At 69.0% G+C, this 17,551-nt stretch carries 15 protein-coding genes; 5 read left to right on the forward strand and 10 right to left on the reverse strand.

Features of this window, described 5'->3' with window-relative positions:
- Positions 1-284: 284 nt before the first annotated feature.
- The 5 genes from gloA2 to ARC23_RS08805 all read right to left on the reverse strand — a co-directional run bounded on the left by gloA2 (position 285) and on the right by ARC23_RS08805 (position 5,285).
- Complete coding sequence (gene gloA2, locus ARC23_RS08785) at positions 285-689, reverse strand: SMU1112c/YaeR family gloxylase I-like metalloprotein (protein WP_057496898.1); 405 nt, start codon at positions 687-689, stop codon at positions 285-287.
- Positions 686-1,756, reverse strand: a complete 1,071-nt coding sequence (locus ARC23_RS08790; RefSeq protein ID WP_057496899.1) for a serine hydrolase domain-containing protein — start codon at positions 1,754-1,756, stop codon at positions 686-688. Before ARC23_RS08790 ends, gloA2 begins: the two co-directional genes overlap by 4 nt.
- Positions 1,757-1,772: 16 nt before the next feature.
- Entirely contained in the window at positions 1,773-3,713 is a 1,941-nt protein-coding gene (locus tag ARC23_RS08795) for a DUF885 domain-containing protein (RefSeq protein WP_057496900.1), read from the reverse strand.
- A gap of 94 nt (positions 3,714-3,807) precedes the next feature.
- Entirely contained in the window at positions 3,808-4,593 is a 786-nt protein-coding gene (locus ARC23_RS08800; RefSeq protein WP_057496901.1) for a queuosine precursor transporter, read from the reverse strand.
- A complete protein-coding gene (locus ARC23_RS08805) occupies positions 4,590-5,285 on the reverse strand; it encodes a DUF502 domain-containing protein (RefSeq protein WP_057496902.1) in 696 nt (231 codons plus the stop codon). Before ARC23_RS08805 ends, ARC23_RS08800 begins: the two co-directional genes overlap by 4 nt.
- Positions 5,286-5,361: 76 nt before the next feature.
- Between ARC23_RS08805 and ARC23_RS08810 the strand changes: the two genes are divergently transcribed.
- Positions 5,362-6,678, forward strand: a complete 1,317-nt coding sequence (locus ARC23_RS08810) for a hypothetical protein (RefSeq protein ID WP_057496903.1) — start codon at positions 5,362-5,364, stop codon at positions 6,676-6,678.
- Between the two features lie 8 nt (positions 6,679-6,686).
- Here the strand turns inward: ARC23_RS08810 and ARC23_RS08815 are convergent, their stop codons facing one another.
- The 5 genes from ARC23_RS08815 to trxA form a co-directional block, all read right to left on the reverse strand.
- The gene (locus ARC23_RS08815) at positions 6,687-7,403 is read right to left on the reverse strand and encodes a hypothetical protein (RefSeq protein WP_057496904.1); all 717 of its coding nucleotides are present in this window, start codon (positions 7,401-7,403) and stop codon (positions 6,687-6,689) included.
- A gap of 47 nt (positions 7,404-7,450) precedes the next feature.
- Complete coding sequence (locus tag ARC23_RS08820) at positions 7,451-7,903, reverse strand: DUF4442 domain-containing protein (RefSeq protein ID WP_057496905.1); 453 nt, start codon at positions 7,901-7,903, stop codon at positions 7,451-7,453.
- Between the two features lie 116 nt (positions 7,904-8,019).
- Positions 8,020-9,642, reverse strand: a complete 1,623-nt coding sequence (locus ARC23_RS08825; RefSeq protein ID WP_057496906.1) for a CHASE2 domain-containing protein — start codon at positions 9,640-9,642, stop codon at positions 8,020-8,022.
- The gene (locus tag ARC23_RS08830; protein WP_057496907.1) at positions 9,639-11,339 is read right to left on the reverse strand and encodes a FecR family protein; all 1,701 of its coding nucleotides are present in this window, start codon (positions 11,337-11,339) and stop codon (positions 9,639-9,641) included. The genes ARC23_RS08825 and ARC23_RS08830 overlap by 4 nt, the downstream gene beginning before the upstream one ends.
- Positions 11,340-11,446: 107 nt before the next feature.
- Positions 11,447-12,304, reverse strand: a complete 858-nt coding sequence (gene trxA / locus ARC23_RS08835; RefSeq protein WP_057496908.1) for a thioredoxin — start codon at positions 12,302-12,304, stop codon at positions 11,447-11,449.
- A gap of 124 nt (positions 12,305-12,428) precedes the next feature.
- On the opposite strand from trxA, the gene ARC23_RS08840 reads away from it, so the two are divergent.
- The 4 genes from ARC23_RS08840 (at position 12,429) to holA (ending at position 17,550) form a co-directional block, all read left to right on the forward strand.
- Positions 12,429-13,031: a DUF998 domain-containing protein gene (locus ARC23_RS08840; protein ID WP_057496909.1), complete on the forward strand. Its 603-nt coding sequence runs from the start codon at positions 12,429-12,431 to the stop codon at positions 13,029-13,031.
- A gap of 105 nt (positions 13,032-13,136) precedes the next feature.
- Positions 13,137-15,779 carry a leucine--tRNA ligase gene (gene leuS, locus ARC23_RS08845; RefSeq protein WP_057496927.1) on the forward strand — a complete coding sequence of 881 codons (2,643 nt, stop codon included), beginning with the start codon at positions 13,137-13,139 and terminating at the stop codon, positions 15,777-15,779.
- Positions 15,780-15,915: 136 nt separating this feature from the next.
- Positions 15,916-16,500 (forward strand): LPS-assembly lipoprotein LptE, encoded by a 585-nt coding sequence (locus ARC23_RS08850; RefSeq protein ID WP_057496910.1) that lies wholly within the window; start codon positions 15,916-15,918, stop codon positions 16,498-16,500.
- A gap of 12 nt (positions 16,501-16,512) precedes the next feature.
- Positions 16,513-17,550, forward strand: a complete 1,038-nt coding sequence (holA, locus tag ARC23_RS08855; RefSeq protein ID WP_057496911.1) for a DNA polymerase III subunit delta — start codon at positions 16,513-16,515, stop codon at positions 17,548-17,550.
- Position 17,551: the final 1 nt, after the last annotated feature.

Genomic DNA, 17,551 nt, shown 5'->3' on the forward strand with positions numbered 1-17,551 from the left:
CCCATTCGCAGGGGTGTGGGGAAGGGGGGCGCTGTGCAGGGCTGCGCCCTGCACCTGCGGCGGTGCCGGCCGCTGGCCGGCAACCTCAAGAGCAAAAGCCGCTGTCCGTGGGAGGGCGGGGTGGCCTTCGACAGTCTCCTGCGATCTAGCGGTGCTGGTGTGCTTGGTGGGCGTCGACCTTGGTCGACACGGTAGATCCACGCCTTGCGTGGATGACGTTTCCGGTGGCGGCGATGGGGTCAGTTCCCTTTTCCATCGGAAAAGGGATCTGACCCCCGGGGGCGTCAACCGGCTTCGTACAGCTCCAGCGGCAGGTCGTCGGGGTCGGCGAAGAAGGTGAAGCGGCGGCCGGTGTATTCATCCACCCGGATCGGTTCGCAGGCCACGCCATGTGCGGCCAGGCGCTGGATGAACGGCTCCAGCGTGGTGACCCTGAACGCGAGGTGGCGCAGGCCCTGGGCCTCCGGCCGGCTGGGCCGCGGTGGTGGCGAGGGGAAGGAGAACAGTTCCAGCTGGCCGCCGTCGGGCAGGGCCAGGTCCAGTTTCCACGAATCGCGCGCGGCGCGGTGGTTCTCGGCCAGCACGCGCAGGCCGAGGATGCGCACGTAGAAGTCCTTCGAGCGTGCGTAGTCGCTGCAGATCAGTGCGGCGTGGTGGATGCCCAGCAGGGCATCGGAATCGGCGTTCATTGCAGGGTGTCCAGCCAGCGCTGGGCGATTTTCTGCGCCAGCGGATAGGGTTCGGGGTCGTTGCGGTTGGTCAGCACGATCACGGTCAGGTGCTTTTCCGGGTGGCGCACGATCACGTTGCGGAAGCCGATGCTCTCGCCGCTGTGCCATTGCACCGGTCCCAGCAGTCGCCAGCCGAAGCCGTAATGCGGTACGTCGCGCTCCGGGGTGCGGGTGGCCGGGCTGAACATCGCATCGCGCGAGGCCTTCGACAACAGGCGGTTGTCGTACAGCGCGGCATCCCAGCGTGCGAGGTCATCGAGCGAGGAATAGAGGCCGCCATCACCGAGCACGGCGCTGGTGGTGCTCTGGTCGGTGCGCTGCCAGCGGCCGTCGATCAGGCTGTAGCCATAGGCGCGCGCGGCCACCGTATCGACGCCGTCCTGGTGGGCCACGGTGTGGGCCATGCCCAGCGGGACGAAGATGCGCTGCCGCAGGAAGGCGGCGAAATCCTGGCCGGAAGCGCGGCCAACGATCAGTGCCAGCAGCGCGTAGCCGCTGTTGCTGTAGCGGTACTGCGTGCCGGGCGCAAAATTCAGGTGGTCCTGGCGTGAGAGCAGGGCCAGCACGTCGGCGTCGTGCACCTGGCGGCTGTCGGCCGGATCCATCAGGTCTTCGTAGTCGAGCAGGCCGCTGGTATGCGAGAGCAGCTGGCGCAGGGTGATGGCTGCAGCCGCCGGCGGCAGTTCGGGCAGCCACTGCCGCGCGGTCTGGTCCAGACCGAGCCGGCCGTCCTCGACCAGCAACAGCACCGCCGCAGCGGTGAACTGCTTGCTGATCGAGGCCAGCCGGAAATTGCTGGCTGCGGTGACGGCGGTGCCGTCCTCCACCACCGCCAGGCCATAGCCGCGGCGGAACACCGCTTGCCCGTCGTGCAGCACCAGCACGGCGGCGCCAGGCACCTGGCCATCGTAGGCCTGCATCAGGCCGTCAATGCCCGCATCCGGCGGGGCCAGCACCGGAGCGGCGGCGGCCGCCAGTGGCAGCAGGCCCAGCACGGCGGCGAACAGGGCGACGGCAGGGCGCATGGCGGCTCCGGCAGGGTCAGGGGGATGGGGCGGTCGTGACGCTGGCCGGTTCGGCCATCCAGCGTTCCATCTTGCGGTCCAGCACATCCAGCGGCATCGAGCCGTCCTTCAGCAGTTCGGCGTGGAAGCGGCGCAGATCGAAGGCGGCGCCCTGGCGGGCCTTGGCCTTGTCGCGCAGGGCGACGATGGTGGTCAGGCCGGCCACGTTGGACAGCGCCTGTCCGGGCTGGGCCATGATCCGCTCGACTTCGGCGTTGGCGTCATCGCTGCTCATGTCCACGGTCTTCTGCAGGTAGGCCACCGCCTGCTGCTTGCTCCAGCCCTGGGCGTTGACGCCGGTGTCGGCCACCACGCGCGCGGCGCGCAGCAGGCGCGAGTAGAGGTAGCCGATGCGGTCGTAGGGATCGGTGTAGACGCCCAGGTCCTCGCCCAGCGTTTCGGCGTACAGGCCCCAGCCTTCGACGAACGCAAGATCGCCGCCAAGGCGGCGGAAGCGTGGCAGCTTGGCCAGTTCCTGCTGCAGGCCCAGCTGCACATGGTGGCCGGGGATCGCTTCATGCAGGTACTGCACCGGCACGTTCCAGCGCTTGCGGCTGGGCAGGTCGCGGGTGTTCACGTAGAGCACGCCAGGCTGCCCGGCCGGCGACGGCTGGTAGGCGGCAGCGGCGGCGGTCAGCGCACGCTCCGGTTCCACCGCACGCACGTCCAGCGTCGATTTGGGCAGCGTGTCGAGCACCTGTGGCAGGCGTGCGTTGACCTGCTGCTGCACCTGGCGGTAGCGGTTGATCAGCGCGTTGGCATCGCCGTACTGGAACTGGCGATCGTTGCGCATGCTGCGCAGCAGCTTGGACGGCGTGCCACGCAGCTTGGCATCCTTCATCACCGTGGCGATCTGCGCCTGCAGTTCCTGCACGCGTTGTTCGCCCAACGCGTGCAGCTGCGCGGCGGTCTGGTCGCTGGCCGTGGTCTGCACGATCAGGTTGGCGTACCAGGCCTGGCCATCGGGCAATGCGCCCAGGCCGCTGCTGGCGCGCGTGGCGGGCAGGTATTCGGTGGCGATGAAACCGCGCAGGGCACGGTAGGCTGGCATGATGCGCAGTTCGATCATGCGCTTGTATTCGGCGCTGATGCGCGCCTTGTCCTCGGCCGCGATGGTCGCAGGCATGGTGCGGATCGGCGACCAGAAGATGCTCTCTTCGGCGGTCGGCTTGATCACCGCATCGAGCTGCGGCAGCACCTTTTCCATCAGGTCGCGCGGCTGCACGACGCCGGCCTTCATGCCCTGGCGCATGTTATCGATGGCCTGGTCGAACAGCTCGGGGATGCCCAGCGAACGGCGCGACCAGGTGTCGTAGTCCTGCACCGTGTTGAACGGCTGCGCACCGGCACCGGCACCGAGGATCGCCATGATGCTGCCGATGTTGTAGTACTGGCTGATCGGCATCATCCAGCTCGGGTAGCGCTCGGCCGCCAGCGAGGCGCGTGCGTCGCGCACGAAGATCTCGTAGCTCAGCAGATCCTGGCCCTGCAGGCCGTCACTGCCGAGCTTCTCGACCTTGCCCAGCCATTGGGTGGTGAAGTCATGCGACTGCTGGCGCCAGGCGGCCGACAGGATGTTGGGCAGCTGATCGTTGTAGCGCGCTTCGCCCTGGAACGTGGCCTGCAGCGGGTTCAACCGCATCGAGGCATCCCAGTATTCGTCATACAGGCGTTCCAGCTGTACCTGCTTGGGTACGGCGCGGGCCGGGGCGACCGGACGCGCCGCAGCACGGCGCGCGCTGCTGCCACGGGCGGGCGCGGTGGCGCGGGCGGGCTTGGCCTTGGGCTTGGCCGCCTGGCGGGTCTGCGCGGCGGCAGGGCGGCTGGCCTTCTTCTTCGCTGCTTCGGCCGACGGCACGGCACTGAACAGGAACAACGCGGCGATGGCGGTGGCCAGGACGCGGGTGGGATGCGGCATCAGGAGCTTCCGTGGAACACAGACCGTGGAGCTTGCACGATCCGGCCGCGTACGGCCAGCGTGAAGGCGCAGTCAGGTTACGGCTGCTGGGTCTTCAGTCAGCCGACGCGGCGGCACGCAGCGCTGCGGCGCGGTCGGCCCCCAGGTAACGTGTGATCGCGCGCCGCATCAGGTACAGCAACGGAATGAGGGCGACCGCAAAGCCCATCTTGTAGAGGTAGTTGACGCTGCTGACGGCCAGGAACAACGACGTGGGCCAGTGCTGCGGGCCCAGCACGAAGGCGATCCAGATCACCACGAAGCTGTCCACCACCTGCGAGACCGCAGTCGAACCGGTGGCACGCAGCCACACATGGCGTTCGCCGGTGGCCTGGCGGATGCGATGGAAGACCGCCACGTCGATCAGCTGGCCCAGCAGGAAGGCCACCAGTGAGCCGCCGATGGTCCACATGCCCTGGCCGAACACGGCCGCGAACGCGGCCTGGTAGTCCGGCACGCCGTGGCGGTCCATCGAGGTGACCCACCAGCTGGCCGGCGCCAGCGAGATCGCCGCGAACGCGAACAGGAAGCCATAGCCGATCAGTACCACCGCCAGCCACGAGATGAAGCGTACGCCGCGCTTGCCGAAGAACTCGTTGATGGTGTCGGTCATGATGAACACCACCGGCCACAGCAGGGTACCGGCGGTGAAGCTGAGCGAGCCGGTCTGGCCGAACAGGTTCCAGTTCAGCGGAGCGATGCCCAGGGTATCTTCCAGCGCGAAGATCTTCACCCCGATCAGCTCGGCCAGCACCGCGTTACCGCAGAAGAACGCGGCCAGCACGATGAACAGCAGGACCGCGCGGTCCTGCAGCGGGCGCTCGATCGGCGCCGGGGTCATTCGGTGCGTTCGCCGGCGCGTTCGCCGGCGCGGGTGAACGGCACGCTGGACGGCGCCACGGCGCCGCCGGAAATGATGAAGCTCATGGCCTGGTCGACGGTCCAGTCGGTGGGGGTCAGCAGTTCCACAGGCACGATTTCCAGATAGCCGGAGGTCGGGTTCGGCGTGGTCGGTACATACACGGCGGCCAGCTCACGGTCGCTGCCATGTTCCTTGATCACGCGGGTGACCAGGCCGACCGACTTCATGTCACGGTGCGGGAAGTCGATCAGCACCACGCGCTGGGTGCTGCCTGGCTCGGTCTGCAGCATGTCCAGCAGCTTCTTGGCGCTGTCGTAGATGATGCTGGCCAGCGGAATGCGCTTGATGATCGCGCCGACCCAGCGCAGCAGGCGCTGGCCAAGCACGCGGCGGCTGGCCACGCCCACCGCCAGGATCACCAGCAACGTGGCCAGCAGGGCGATGGTGTCCTGGATCCATTCGGCGCGCACCCAGCCGAGGTAATGCGGGAAGCTGGTCGCGATCTGTTCGGACAGCGGCACCACCAGCGGGCTGGAGATGCCCGACAGCAGCACGAACACGAACTTGACCACGACCCAGGTCAGCCAGATCGGCAGCAGGGTCAGCAGGCCGGTCAGGAACAGGCGCTGCAGGGAGGGGCGGGGGACCAGGGCGGGGGCTTCGAGCGACATGGGCGCATTGTAGCGGCCGCGGCCGGTCGATTACGCTGGGGAATCGACTGCGGCAACGGCACATGGAAGGGAAGCTGTGTTGAAGATTCTGCGCGGACTGGGCTGGGCCGTGGCCGGCCTGCTGGTGCTGGCCATCGTGGTGTGGTGCGCCTCGCGCATGTGGCCGGTACCCGAGTCGCGGTTGCAGGCGCAGCAGCGACTGGAAGCGCGCCTGCCGGCGACCGGCCACAACGGTTATGCCTTGCTGTGGACGTTGCCGTTCGACGACCTCGATGCCCGGCAGCGCGAGCAGGCGCTGGCCGAGGATGTACGGCGCTGGGAGGCCGACCCACACGGCCGAAGCAGCGGCCGGACACACCTGGTGGCCGACCATGCCGAGCTGCACTCGCGGCCCGGCGCCGGTTGCGGGCCGGCCGCCGGCGGCTGCCTTGCCCAGGTCCGCGCGGACCCGCAACGCTTCGTGGAGGCCCATGCCGGGCACCAGCAGCTGCATGCGCGGCAGGATCAGCTCGCCGAAGCGGACTACTTCGCCTCGCCGTTCCAGCCGAAAGGCGAGGGCATTGTGGTTCCGTTGCCGGCCTATGGGGTGGTGATGGACGCCACCAGTGCACGCGCGCTGGCCTACGTGCAGGGCGATATCGACGGTGCCCTGCGAGGCGCCTGCCGTGGGCTGCAGCTGGGCCGGCGGCTGCTGCCCGGCGGCAGCTATCTGGTCGAGAGCATCATCGGTGCCAGCCTGGTACAGGCCAACGCCCAGTTGCTGGCTGACATGCTGGTCGAACTGCCGGCCGATCACGCCCTGCCGGCGGAATGCGAACAGGCCATGCAACCGCTGCGGGCCGAGGAACAGAGCCTGTGCCGTGCCATGCAGGGCGAGTACGCGATGAGCCGGGCGGCGATCGAGTCCTCGGCCCAGCAGTTTGGCGGCGTCCTGGTGCTGGATCGGAGCAGCACGTTGGCGCGCGTGGCCGGCAATCTTGGCTGGGCCTGTGGCGCAGCTGCCTTGGCCGCGCTGGAGGCCGATCGGCCGCTGCCGGTGCAGGCGCCGCCGCAGCAGGATTTCGGTTGCCTGTCCAATGTGATGGGGTGCGTGCTGAGCGGGATCGCCGCGCCGGCCTACCCCGCGTATTCGTCACGCTCCCAGGATGCGGCGGCGATGCTGCGCCTGCTGGGCGCGCAGCGCTGGTTGCGGCAGCAGCCGGAAGATCCGGCCGAGGCGCTGCAGCGGCTGCCTGCGCAGTTCCGCTCGCCGCTACGGGTCCCCCAGTTGTCGGCCGATGGCCGTCACCTGCAGGTGACGCGGCGTTCGCCGCCGCGTGGAAACGCTGAGAGTCCCTGGTTGTCCGTACCACTGATGGCGGGCGCCGGTGCAACCGCCGCTGCCCGCGACTGAGCCGCGGCTCAATCGGTACCGGCCTGCGGATCGAACGCCCAGCCATCACCAACGGTCTGCAGCGTCCAGCGGCGGCTGCTGCGCAGTGGCTGCCAGCGCACGCTTTCCTCGTCGTCCTCGATGCTGCCCTCGGTATGCTTCACCTTGCGCGTGGAAAAATTCACGCTCATCGACGTGGCCTGTCCTGAATTGCGCATCACCGAGTTCCGGTCGTAGCCGATCAGCGCGAAGGCATCGTCCTGCCAGCGGAAGGTGAAAGCGGTGGTACCCATCGACCAGCTTCCTGCGCTGGAGAAGGAGAACAGCGCCACCCTCAACGTGCCGCGCTGGATGCTGGCACCGCCCTCCTCAAGCGGGTCACTCATCACCGGGTTGTCCAGGCGCGGTATCAACTGATGGTCCTGCACCGCCAGCACGTAGCCGGCCGGGCGTGACCACGCCACGGCGAGAATGCGCGGGTTGCTGTCGTACGGCGACGGGCCGAAGCCATCGTGCTCGATGACATTGCGCGGGTCCTGCTGGCGCAGCACCAGCACCAGGTCCGCGCGGCCATCCCGGTCGAGATCGCCTTCGATGCTCGATTCAAGTGTCCAGCCATTGGGCACGAAGCCGGCGGCAGTGGCCGCCTGGGCCGGCAGCGTCGGGTACTGCACCGGCGGCAGGTCCAGTGCATGGGCCGCGCACGGCAGGGTGCCCAGCAGTGCCGCAAGGGTGCAGGGTCGCATCGGAGCCTCCATGGCAGGGCGCCAGAGGATAGCGCCTGTGCGGTGGGTCAGCGCGCGTGCGGCTTCAGGCGCAGGTAGACCTGCTTGCGCACCTGTGCGACCACCTCGCCGCTTTCATCGACCACATCGTTGCTGAACCAGCGCAGCACCTTGTCACCGCTGGCGGCCTCGGCACGCAGCTCGTCCAGCAGTGTGTCGTCGATGCGGAACGCGGTGCGCACGGTGCCGCGGCCGGGCTTGAGGAAGTCGATCGCACCGGCGCGGTCCCACACGTAGTAGTCACGCCCCAGGGTGTGCATGAGGCCGAGCATCCAGAACGGATCGGTCATTGCGAACAGGCTGCCGCCGAAATGCGTGCCGACGTAATTGCGGTTCCAGGATCGCAGGCGCAGCTCCACGTCGATCTGCCGATAGTCCGGCGTGATGCGGGTGACATGGATGCCGGTGAACAGGAACGGCGGCCAGAGGTTGAGGCCGAAGCGGAACGTGCTGGCTTTCATGCGGATCCGGAAGCGCGGGGCGAGGGCCCCAGTCTAACCATTCGCATGCGTATGTTGCACCCAGGGGCAGTCGGGCAAGCGCGACGCTACGGGCGGTCGGCACGGCCGATGGCCGGTCATGCGCCGTCGATCACAAACCCGTCGCGGCCATTGGCCTTGGCCTGGTACAGGGCGGTATCGGCGCCCTCGACGAAGTGATGGGGTTGCAGCTCGCTGTCGGGGATGCGGGTGAACACGCCGACAGTCAGCGTGACTTGGTCGTCGTTGCCTGCGCCCGAGGCCGGCAACGCACGCACGCAGTCGATCAGGTCCTCGATCACCTGCCGCGCGCCTGCGGCGGGCGTATCCGGCAACACCAGGGCAAACTCGTCGCCGCCGTAGCGCGCGGCCATGTCGCGCGGGCGCCGGGCATGCGCGCCGATCAGCCGCGCGACGTCGCGCAGCACGCGGTCACCCACCTGGTGGCCGTGACGATCGTTGTGGCGCTTGAAATGATCGACGTCGATCAGTGCCAGGCTGAGCGGCTTGCCGCTGCGTCGCGCGGCATCGCACTCCTGCTGCAGCGACTGCTCGAAGCGCAGGCGGTTGCCCAGCCCGGTCAAGGCATCGCGGTTGGCCTGGCGGTGCCAGGCCGAGATCCGCCAGATCGCCCAGACCAGCAGCACCAGCACGACGCCGAGCATCGCGCTGGCCGGCGCCCACCACAGATCGGTGGCACGCAGCAGCAGCCAGCTCAGCAGGGGCGCGGCCGGCAGCGAGCACAGGGCCACGAGCCAGGGCAGGCGCAGGCCGAGCAGGACCACGCACAGCGCTGCCAGCACGCCGCTGATGGCGTGCTGCCAGGCCGGCGGCAGCACGTCAATCTGCTTGTGCTGCAACAGCATCGAGGTGATGTTGGCCTGGTACTCGCTGCCACTCATCCAGAACTCGCGGGTGGTCGGGGTGAGCAGGCGGGGAGCGATACCGCTGGCGGTCATGCCGACCACGATGCGGCGGCCGTGCAGCATCGCCATGTCGACGTGGCCGTCGAGCACATCGGCATAGGACACCTGCGGCAGCCGTTCCGGCGGACCGGCGTAGCGCACGCGCACGTAGTCGTCGCGTCGCCACTGGTAAGGGGAATCCAGGGCCGGTTCGGGATCGGGCAGGCCGTGCACCGCGTCCGCCGGCAGGCCGGCCAGGGCCAGGCCCAGCGCCGGCCAGTGCGCTCGGCCGATGCCCGCATGCAGGTACACGCCGCGGGCGACGCCGTCGCCATCCGTTTCGACATCGGTGTGGCCGATGGCCGCCGCGCTGGCTGCGATCTGCGGAATCGGCAGCATTTCCTCGGCCATGCGGTCGCCGGCCGCCGGTGCCGCCAGCACCGGCAGCACCACCCGGCCGTTGCGACGGATCGCTGCCGCCAGCTGATCGTCCTGGCGGCTGTCGCGACGGTCCGGCTCGGACAGCATCAGGTCCAGCGCGACGCGCTCTGCGCCGGCATCGGTCAGCCGGTCCAGCAGGCGTGCATGCACCGAGCGCGGCCAGGGCCACTGGCCGATGCGCTGCAGGCTGCCTTCGTCGATGGCCACGATCAGCACGCTGGGGTCGGGACGATAGTCCCAGCTGCCGACCAGCGCATCGTAGGCCGCTTCGTCCTGGCGCCACAGCCATTGGCCCTGGCTGGCCAGCGCGGTCAGCACGCCGGCCAGCACTGCCAGCACGATCCGTTTCGACCAGGGCAGCGGCGAGCGCCTCACAACAACAACCAGAGCAGCAGGGCGCCACCGCCGGCGCCGTAGCACAGGCGGCAGGGCAGGGTGATCTGCTGTGCCGGGGAGAACTCGCCGGCGTGGCCGTCATCATCGATGTACTGCACGCGCACATGCAGCGTGCCGCGCCACGGGCGCTTGAAGCTGACCTGCGGTTCGAGCACGGTTTCGTCCACCAGCGGCGCCTTGAAATCGCCGCGGCGGTCGACCTGCACGCGGTAGCGCTGGCCGTCGCTGCCGGCCTGCCAGCGCAGGGTGAGTTCGCCGTGCGCGGCGTGCGGCGGCTGCAGGGCGGGATCGACCGGTTCGTTGCTCAGCTGCAGCGGCAGGGCCTGGCCGAAGCGGCCCTGGTGGCCATTGCCATCGCGCGATGCCACCCGCCAGAAGTACTGGCCCGGCGGCAGCGGTTGCGCCAGGCGCAGGTCGGTGCCCTGGCTGGCCTGTTCCTGCAACGGCTGCTGGAAGGTCGGCTCGGTGGCGATCTGCAGCACGCTGCTGCGCGCGCCGGGGGCCTGGGTCCAGCGGAACCGGGGGCGGTCGCTGTTGACGGTCTGCCCGTGCAGCGGGGACACGGTGATCGGCGGCGCTGGCTGATCGCTGAGTTCGAAATCGGCGCTGGCGTCCAGGCCCTCCACGCCCTGCGCATCCACAGCGCGCAGCAGGATGCGCAGCTGGCCGGGAGGCAGGTCGCCGATCGCCAGCCGGGTCCCGGCGGTGGTGGCGGCAAACAGCAGGATTTCCGGCGTCGCCGCCTGCACCACTTCGACCCGGTAGTGTGCGGCGCCGCTGACCGGTTCCCAGGCCAGCAGCGTCGGCAACGGAGCCAGGCGCAGTTCATCGCTGCGCAGCTGTGGCGCGGGCAGCAGGGCGGAGACGGCCTCCGGCGCTGTATCGGCGCTGCCGCTGCGGCTGGCCTGCCCCGGCCGGACCAGGCGCTGGCCATGGGAATTGCCGACCTGCACCTTGCCCTGCAGGACTTCGGTGGCCGCGATCTGGCCGGTGTCGCCGGCACTGACCCGGAACACGGTGCCGCGCACGCTGCTGGTCGCGGTGGGGGCATCGATGATGTAGCGCGAGGCGGGGCCGCGGGCCGGGGTCACCCGGTTGCTGGCCCGGCCCTGTTGCAGGCGCAGGCGGGTATCGACCATGCCGGTATGGCCGTAGCGGCTGAGCTGGTCCAGGCGCAGGCGCGAATACTCACGCAGTTGCAGGCGCGAGGCATCGGCAAATTCGAGGGTGACGCTGGAGTCGCCTTCGGTGGCCACGGAGTCGCCGATATGCAGCTGCTCGCCGGCCCGGATCGGGCGTGTCGCGCTGCCATCTGCGCCGGCCAGTTCAACCTTGCCACGTACCGACAGCACCCGTGCCGGCGCCGGTTCGGTGCGCAGCCAGCGGATGGGGAAACGCAGCACCTGGCCTGGTGGCAGCTGGTAGGGATTGTCGATGCGGTTGTGCTGCTGCAGCTGCTGCCAGCGTACAGAGGGCTTCAGGTACAGTCCGCCGAGGTCCCACAGGGTGTCGCCGGGACGGACCCGGTAATTCCAGTCCTGGGCGCCGGCGACGGCCGGCAGCAGAAGCAGAAGGCACAGCAGGGCGCCCTTGAAGCGCATGGTCAACGACAGCGAGCGGACGAAGGTCACAGTTTGCAATCCCGGCAAAGCGGGGGTGCAGCTGCAAGACCTCATGGCCCCGACCTCATCCCCCCGAACGGATCGTGGCGGCCGCATGGCCGCCATCGTGCGCATTATTGCCCGTGCCCAGTGCAGGGATTCTGAACGAAGCGGGTTCCCGTTCAGAACAGCAGGGAGGCCATCCGGCGTCGGTACTGGCCGACCAGGTCCTCGTCGGAGATCACATTGAAGGCGTCGATCAGCGCCTTGCGCGGCAACCCGTCCTCGAAGCCACGGTCGATCCGCAGCATTTCCAGGAACTGCGCCAGGGCGGCCTCGTCATGGCCGCCGAGCAGCAGCTGCACGCCACGCAGATGGCGGGCCTCGAGATCCCGCCCATCGGCGGCGATCCGCGCCTCCAGCACGTCGGCGGCCGGTGCATCCTTCAGTGCAGCGGCGAACCCCAGGCGAGCGCGAGCGCGCACGGCACGGTCGTCGGTGGCCAGGTTGGCCGGCAGGCCGTCGATCAGGGTACCGGCTTCGTCGATTCCGCCGATCTGCAGCAGCGCCAGCGCCAGGTCGAGTTTCAGTTCCTCCTTGTCCGGTTCGGCGGCAATCTGCGCGCGCAGCACGTCCACCTGGGCCTGCGGATCCAGCGGCGCATCGTCTGCGGCGGCAGTGTCACCGACGTCGGCCGGCACCACGCCGTGCTGGGCCAGGAACTCACGCAGCTGCCCTTCCGGGATGGCGCCGGGGAAGCCGTCCACCAGCTGGCCGCCCTTGACCAGGAACACGGTGGGCACCGAGCGGATCTGGAAGGCGGCGGCGATCTGCTGTTCCTTGTCGACGTCGACCTTGGCCAGCTCGAAGGCGCCGTTGTACTCGGCGGCCAGCTTTTCCAGCATCGGGCCCAGGGTCTTGCACGGGCCGCACCAGGTGGCCCAGAAGTCGACCAGTACCGGCGTCTGCAGCGACTTCTGCAGGACTTCGGCCTCGAAGGTCGCAGTGGTGGCGTCGAAAACGTAGGTGGTCTCTGTCATGGGGGCGGCATCGATTGGCATCTGGAGACCGATTCTATGGTGACGATCGACGCCGGTCTCAACCCGGACTGCGGCAAATGCCCGACAATGCGCCTTTCCCGCCGCCGCTGTTCCCGGAGTCTGCATGTCGTTCCTGTCCCCGCTGCTGCGCCTGTCCGGGCTGATCGCTGCGCTGCTGTTCGTGCTGGCGGTGTTGGGTTTCGGCGCCGGCCTGGACGGCTATGCACAGGCCCGCCACCCGGTGGCCCTGCTGGGCGCACACGGCGTGCCGCACGCGCTGGCCTTCAACCTGCTCGGCTTCGTGCTGCCGGGCGTGCTGGCGGTGGTGGTGGCCGAGTGCCTGCGCCGCCGGCTGCCGGCCACGGCCGGCTGGGCGCCGCGGGTCGGCAGCCAGATGCTGCTGTTGGCCGGGCTCGCATTCGCCGCGATGGGCCTGCTGCCGCTGGATGTGGACGACCTGCACGGGCCGGCCAGCCAACTGCATGCCAGCGCCTGGATGATCTGGGTGCTGGGCTTCGTCGCCGGCACCCTGCTGCTGGGCGTGTTCAACCTGCGCCAGGCGCAGGGCCATGCCCAGGGCGGGCTGGCGGTGGCCTGCGGCGTGCTGGCGGCCGTGGCCGCCTTTGCCCTGCAGGGCCTGGTGCCGGCGCCGCTGGCGCAACGCCTGGCCTTCGCCTGCTGGGCACTGTGGCTGGCGGTGGCGCTGCCGCTGTCGCGACCGCGCTGAGACGGGGGGCGGGCGACCGCGGCGACGGCGCCGTGCGGCCGGGATTGGAGCCCCATGCCGCACTGCGGTACCCTGTACCGCTTTGCCGCCGCATCCGCGTGTTCCATGACCAGCGCTGAAACCAACGCCTACGACCCGCAGCAGGTTGAATCCGCCGCCCAGCAGTTCTGGGATGCCACCCGCGCCTTCGAAGTCGACGAGACCTCGGACAAGCCGAAGTACTACTGCCTGTCGATGCTTCCGTACCCGTCCGGTGCGCTGCACATGGGCCACGTGCGCAACTACACGATCGGCGACGTGATCAGCCGCTACAAGCGCATGACCGGCCACAACGTGCTGCAGCCGATGGGCTGGGACGCGTTCGGCCTGCCGGCGGAAAACGCCGCGATCAAGAACAAGACCGCCCCGGCGGCATGGACCTACAAGAACATCGACCACATGCGCAGCCAGCTGAAGTCGCTGGGCTATGCCATTGACTGGTCGCGCGAGTTCGCCACCTGCCGCCCGGACTATTACGTCCACGAGCAGCGCATGTTCACCCGCCTGATGCGCAAGGGCCTGGCCTATCGTCGCAATGCCGTGGTGAACTGGGACCCGGTCGACCAGACCGTGTTGGCCAACGAGCAGGTCATCGATGGCCGCGGCTGGCGCTCGGGGGCCCTGGTCGAGAAGCGCGAGATCCCGCAGTGGTTCCTGCGCATCACCGATTACGCCCAGGAACTGCTGGATGGCCTGGACGAGCTGGACGGCTGGCCGGAGTCGGTCAAGACCATGCAGCGCAACTGGATCGGCCGTTCCGAAGGCCTGGAAATCCAGTTCGACGTGCGCGATGTCGACGGCAGTGCGCTGGACCCGCTGCGCGTGTTCACCACCCGCCCGGACACCGTGATGGGCGTGACCTTCGTGTCGATCGCCGCCGAGCACCCGCTGGCGCTGCATGCGGCGAAGAACAATCCGGAACTGGCCGCGCTGCTGGCCGACCTGAAGCAGGGCGGTGTGTCCGAGGCCGAACTGGAGACCCAGGAAAAGCGCGGCATGGACACCGGCCTGCGTGCGCTGCACCCGGTCACCGGCGAGCCGGTGCCGGTGTGGGTGGCCAACTTCGTGCTGATGGGCTATGGCACCGGCGCGGTGATGGCCGTTCCGGGCCACGACCAGCGCGACAACGAAGTCGCCAACAAGTACGGGCTGCCGATCAAGCAGGTCATCGCCTTGAAGGACCCGCGCAATGACGACGAGCGCAGCTGGGACGGTGCGCGCTGGCAGGACTGGTACAGCGACAAGAGCCGGCAGACCGAACTGGTCAACTCGGCCGAGTTCGATGGCCTGGACTTCCAGGGCGCCTTCGAAGCCCTGGCCGAACGTTTCGAGCGCAAGGCCCAGGGCCAGCGCCGCGTCAACTACCGCCTGCGCGACTGGGGCGTGAGCCGCCAGCGTTACTGGGGCTGCCCGATCCCGGTGATCTACTGCGCCAAGTGCGGCGCGGTGCCGGTGCCGGAAGAACAGTTGCCGGTGGTGCTGCCGGAGGACGTGGCGTTCTCGGGCACCGGTTCACCGATCAAGACCGACCCGGAATGGCGCAAGACCACCTGCCCGGACTGCGGCGGTGCGGCCGAGCGCGAGACCGACACCTTCGACACCTTCATGGAGTCGAGCTGGTACTACGCGCGCTACACCTCGCCGGGTGCCCGTGATGCGGTCGACAAGCGCGGCAACTACTGGTTGCCGGTGGACCAGTACATCGGCGGCATCGAGCACGCGATCCTGCACCTGATGTATTTCCGCTTCTACCACAAGCTGCTGCGCGACGCGCGGATGGTGGACAGCAACGAGCCGGCACGCAACCTGCTGTGCCAGGGCATGGTGATCGCCGAAACCTACTACCGCCCGAACCCGGACGGCTCCAAGGACTGGATCAACCCGGCCGACGTGGAAGTGCAGCGTGACGAGCGCGGCCGCATCACCGGCGCCACCCTGATCGCCGACGGCCAGCCGGTGGTGGTCGGTGGCACCGAGAAGATGTCCAAGTCGAAGAACAATGGTGTTGACCCGCAGGCAATGGTCGGCAAGTACGGTGCCGACACCGTGCGCCTGTTCTCGATGTTCGCTGCGCCGCCGGAACAGTCGCTGGAGTGGAACGAAGCCGGCGTGGACGGCATGGCCCGTTTCCTGCGCCGCCTGTGGGCGCAGGTGCAGAAGCACGCGGCCGATGGCGCCGCCCCGGCGCTGGACGTGGCCGCCCTGGATGGCAACCAGAAGGCGCTGCGCCGCAAGACCCACGAGACCATCGGCAAGGTCGGTGACGACTACGGCCGCCGCCACAGCTTCAACACCGCCATTGCCGCGGTGATGGAGCTGATGAACGCGCTGGCCAAGTTCGAGGACGGCAGTGCACAGGGCCGCGCGGTGCGTCAGGAAGCGCTGCAGGCCATCGTGCTGCTGCTCAACCCGATCACTCCGCATGCCAGCCACGCCCTATGGCAGGTGCTGGGCCATGGCGAGACGTTGCTGGAAGACCAGCCGTTCCCGCAGGCCGACAGCGGCGCGCTGGTGCGCGATGCGCTGACCCTGGCCGTGCAGGTCAACGGCAAGCTGCGCGGCACCATCGAGGTCGCCGCCGACGCCGCGCGCGAGCAGGTTGAAGCGCTCGCCCTGGCCGAGCCGAATGCGGCAAAGTTCATGGAAGGCCTGACGGTGCGCAAGATCATCATCGTGCCGGGCAAGATCGTGAACATCGTCGCCGCCTGATGTACTTGCACCGGCCACCCGCACGGTGGCCGGTGCGTTTCCCTGGTGCGGGCCCGGTGGTTGATGGCCCTGCATTCACGCGGCTTCGGGCAGGCTGTGTGTTGCCGTGATCGCCCGGCTCCGCCAGACTGTCTCCATGACCCGAATCCTGCTTGCCCTCGTTCTTGTCCTCGGCCTCGCCGGCTGCGGCTTCCATCTGCGCAACAAGCTGATGCTGCCGACCGACACCGCCCCGGTGAAGGTGGTATCGACCGCTCCGTACAGTGAACTGGTCAAGCTGCTCAACCGCAGCCTGCTGGCCTCCGGCGCGCGCCTGGCCGACGAGGACGCCACTGGCCCCACCACCCAGCTGCAGGTGCTGTCCGAGCGCTGGGGCGATCTGCCGATCGCCATCGACTCGCAGGGCCGTGCACAGGAGTACAGCCTGCGTTACGCGGTGATCTTCATCTTCCGCCGCGAGGATGGCAGCGAACTGGTGCCGCAGCAGGTGATCGAACTGTCGCGCGACTACGTGTCGCCGCCGACCGACGCTACCGGTACCACCACCGAACGCGAAATCCTGGCCGATGAACTGCGCCGGGAAATGTCCGCTTCGATCATCCGCCGCATCGACAGCGTGGTGCGCGGCGAACTCGAGAAGGGCGGCAGCCTGTCCGCGCCGAAGGCCACCCCGGTTGACCCGGCATTGCCGGCCGACCCGGCCGCTGCGGTCAAGCACTGAGCCGCAGCGACGATGGAACTGCGTCCGGAGCAGTTGGCCAGCCAGGGCGCTGATACCGCATTGGCGCCGGTGTACCTGATTGCGGGGCCGGAGACCCTGCGCGTGCTGGAGGCGGCCGACGCCATCCGCGCGCGGGCACGCGCCGCCGGCATCGGCGAGCGCGAGGTGTTCGACGCCGATGGGCGCGATTTCGACTGGAACCAGCTCGACGCCAGTTTCAATGCACCCAGCCTGTTCAGCGCACGGCGCCTGGTGGAAGTGCGCTTGCCCAGCGGCAAGCCCGGCAAGGAGGGCGCCGAGGTGATCAGCCGGTTCTGCGCCGACCCGGCGCCGGACGTGGTGCTGATGATCACCGCAAACGAATGGAGCAAGGCCCATCAGGGCAAGTGGGCCGAGGCGGCCGGCCGTATCGGCGTGCTGTCGGTGGCGTGGGCGATCAAGCCGCATGAGCTGCCGGACTGGATCGAGCGCCGCCTGCGCGGCAAGGGCCTGCGTGCCGACCCGGCCGCGGTGCAGCGCCTGGCCGAGCGGGTGGAAGGCAATCTGCTGGCCGCTGCCCAGGAAATCGACAAGCTGGCGCTGCTGGCCAATGGGCAGCCGTTGGACGTGGAGCGGATGGAGTCGCTGGTCGCCGATGCGGCCCGCTACGACGTGTTCCGGCTGCTGGAAGCCACATTCTCGGGCCAGCCGCCGGCGGTGCTGCGCATGCTGGCCGGCCTGCGTGGCGAGGGCGAAGCGGTGGCCGCGCTGATGCCGATGGTGATCCGTGAGCTGCTGGCCGGGGCCGGTCTGGCGCGGGTGCAGGCGCGTGGCGGCAACCTGGCCGCCGAGATGAAATCGCGTGGCATCTGGGAATCGCGGCAGGCGCCGTACAAGCGTGCGCTGCAGCGGCATCCGGAAGGCAAGCGCTGGGAGCGCTTCGTGGCCGAGGCCGGGCTGGTCGACCGCATCGCGAAGGGACGTGCCGACGGCGATGCCTGGCTGGCGCTGGAACGCCTGCTGGTGGCCGTGGCCGAGCCGCGTGCGGTGCGCCTGCTGGCGCGGGCCTGAG

Source organism: Stenotrophomonas beteli, from assembly GCF_001431665.1.
In the GTDB taxonomy this organism is placed as follows: Bacteria; Pseudomonadota; Gammaproteobacteria; order Xanthomonadales; family Xanthomonadaceae; genus Stenotrophomonas; species Stenotrophomonas beteli.

What these genes read in the sequence shown, in the direction of transcription:
- ARC23_RS08800 (WP_057496901.1), bottom strand. Translation starts at nt 4,593, where the DNA reads ATGACCCCGGCGCCGATCGAGCGCCCGCTGCAGGACCGCGCGGTCCTG.
- ARC23_RS08805 (WP_057496902.1), bottom strand. Translation starts at nt 5,285, where the DNA reads ATGTCGCTCGAAGCCCCCGCCCTGGTCCCCCGCCCCTCCCTGCAGCGC.
- ARC23_RS08790 (WP_057496899.1), bottom strand. Translation starts at nt 1,756, where the DNA reads ATGCGCCCTGCCGTCGCCCTGTTCGCCGCCGTGCTGGGCCTGCTGCCA.
- ARC23_RS08850 (WP_057496910.1), top strand. Translation starts at nt 15,916, where the DNA reads ATGACCCGAATCCTGCTTGCCCTCGTTCTTGTCCTCGGCCTCGCCGGC.
- ARC23_RS08795 (WP_057496900.1), bottom strand. Translation starts at nt 3,713, where the DNA reads ATGCCGCATCCCACCCGCGTCCTGGCCACCGCCATCGCCGCGTTGTTC.
- holA (WP_057496911.1), top strand. Translation starts at nt 16,513, where the DNA reads ATGGAACTGCGTCCGGAGCAGTTGGCCAGCCAGGGCGCTGATACCGCA.
- ARC23_RS08840 (WP_057496909.1), top strand. Translation starts at nt 12,429, where the DNA reads ATGTCGTTCCTGTCCCCGCTGCTGCGCCTGTCCGGGCTGATCGCTGCG.
- gloA2 (WP_057496898.1), bottom strand. Translation starts at nt 689, where the DNA reads ATGAACGCCGATTCCGATGCCCTGCTGGGCATCCACCACGCCGCACTG.
- ARC23_RS08815 (WP_057496904.1), bottom strand. Translation starts at nt 7,403, where the DNA reads ATGCGACCCTGCACCCTTGCGGCACTGCTGGGCACCCTGCCGTGCGCG.
- leuS (WP_057496927.1), top strand. Translation starts at nt 13,137, where the DNA reads ATGACCAGCGCTGAAACCAACGCCTACGACCCGCAGCAGGTTGAATCC.
- ARC23_RS08830 (WP_057496907.1), bottom strand. Translation starts at nt 11,339, where the DNA reads ATGAGGTCTTGCAGCTGCACCCCCGCTTTGCCGGGATTGCAAACTGTG.
- trxA (WP_057496908.1), bottom strand. Translation starts at nt 12,304, where the DNA reads ATGACAGAGACCACCTACGTTTTCGACGCCACCACTGCGACCTTCGAG.
- ARC23_RS08820 (WP_057496905.1), bottom strand. Translation starts at nt 7,903, where the DNA reads ATGAAAGCCAGCACGTTCCGCTTCGGCCTCAACCTCTGGCCGCCGTTC.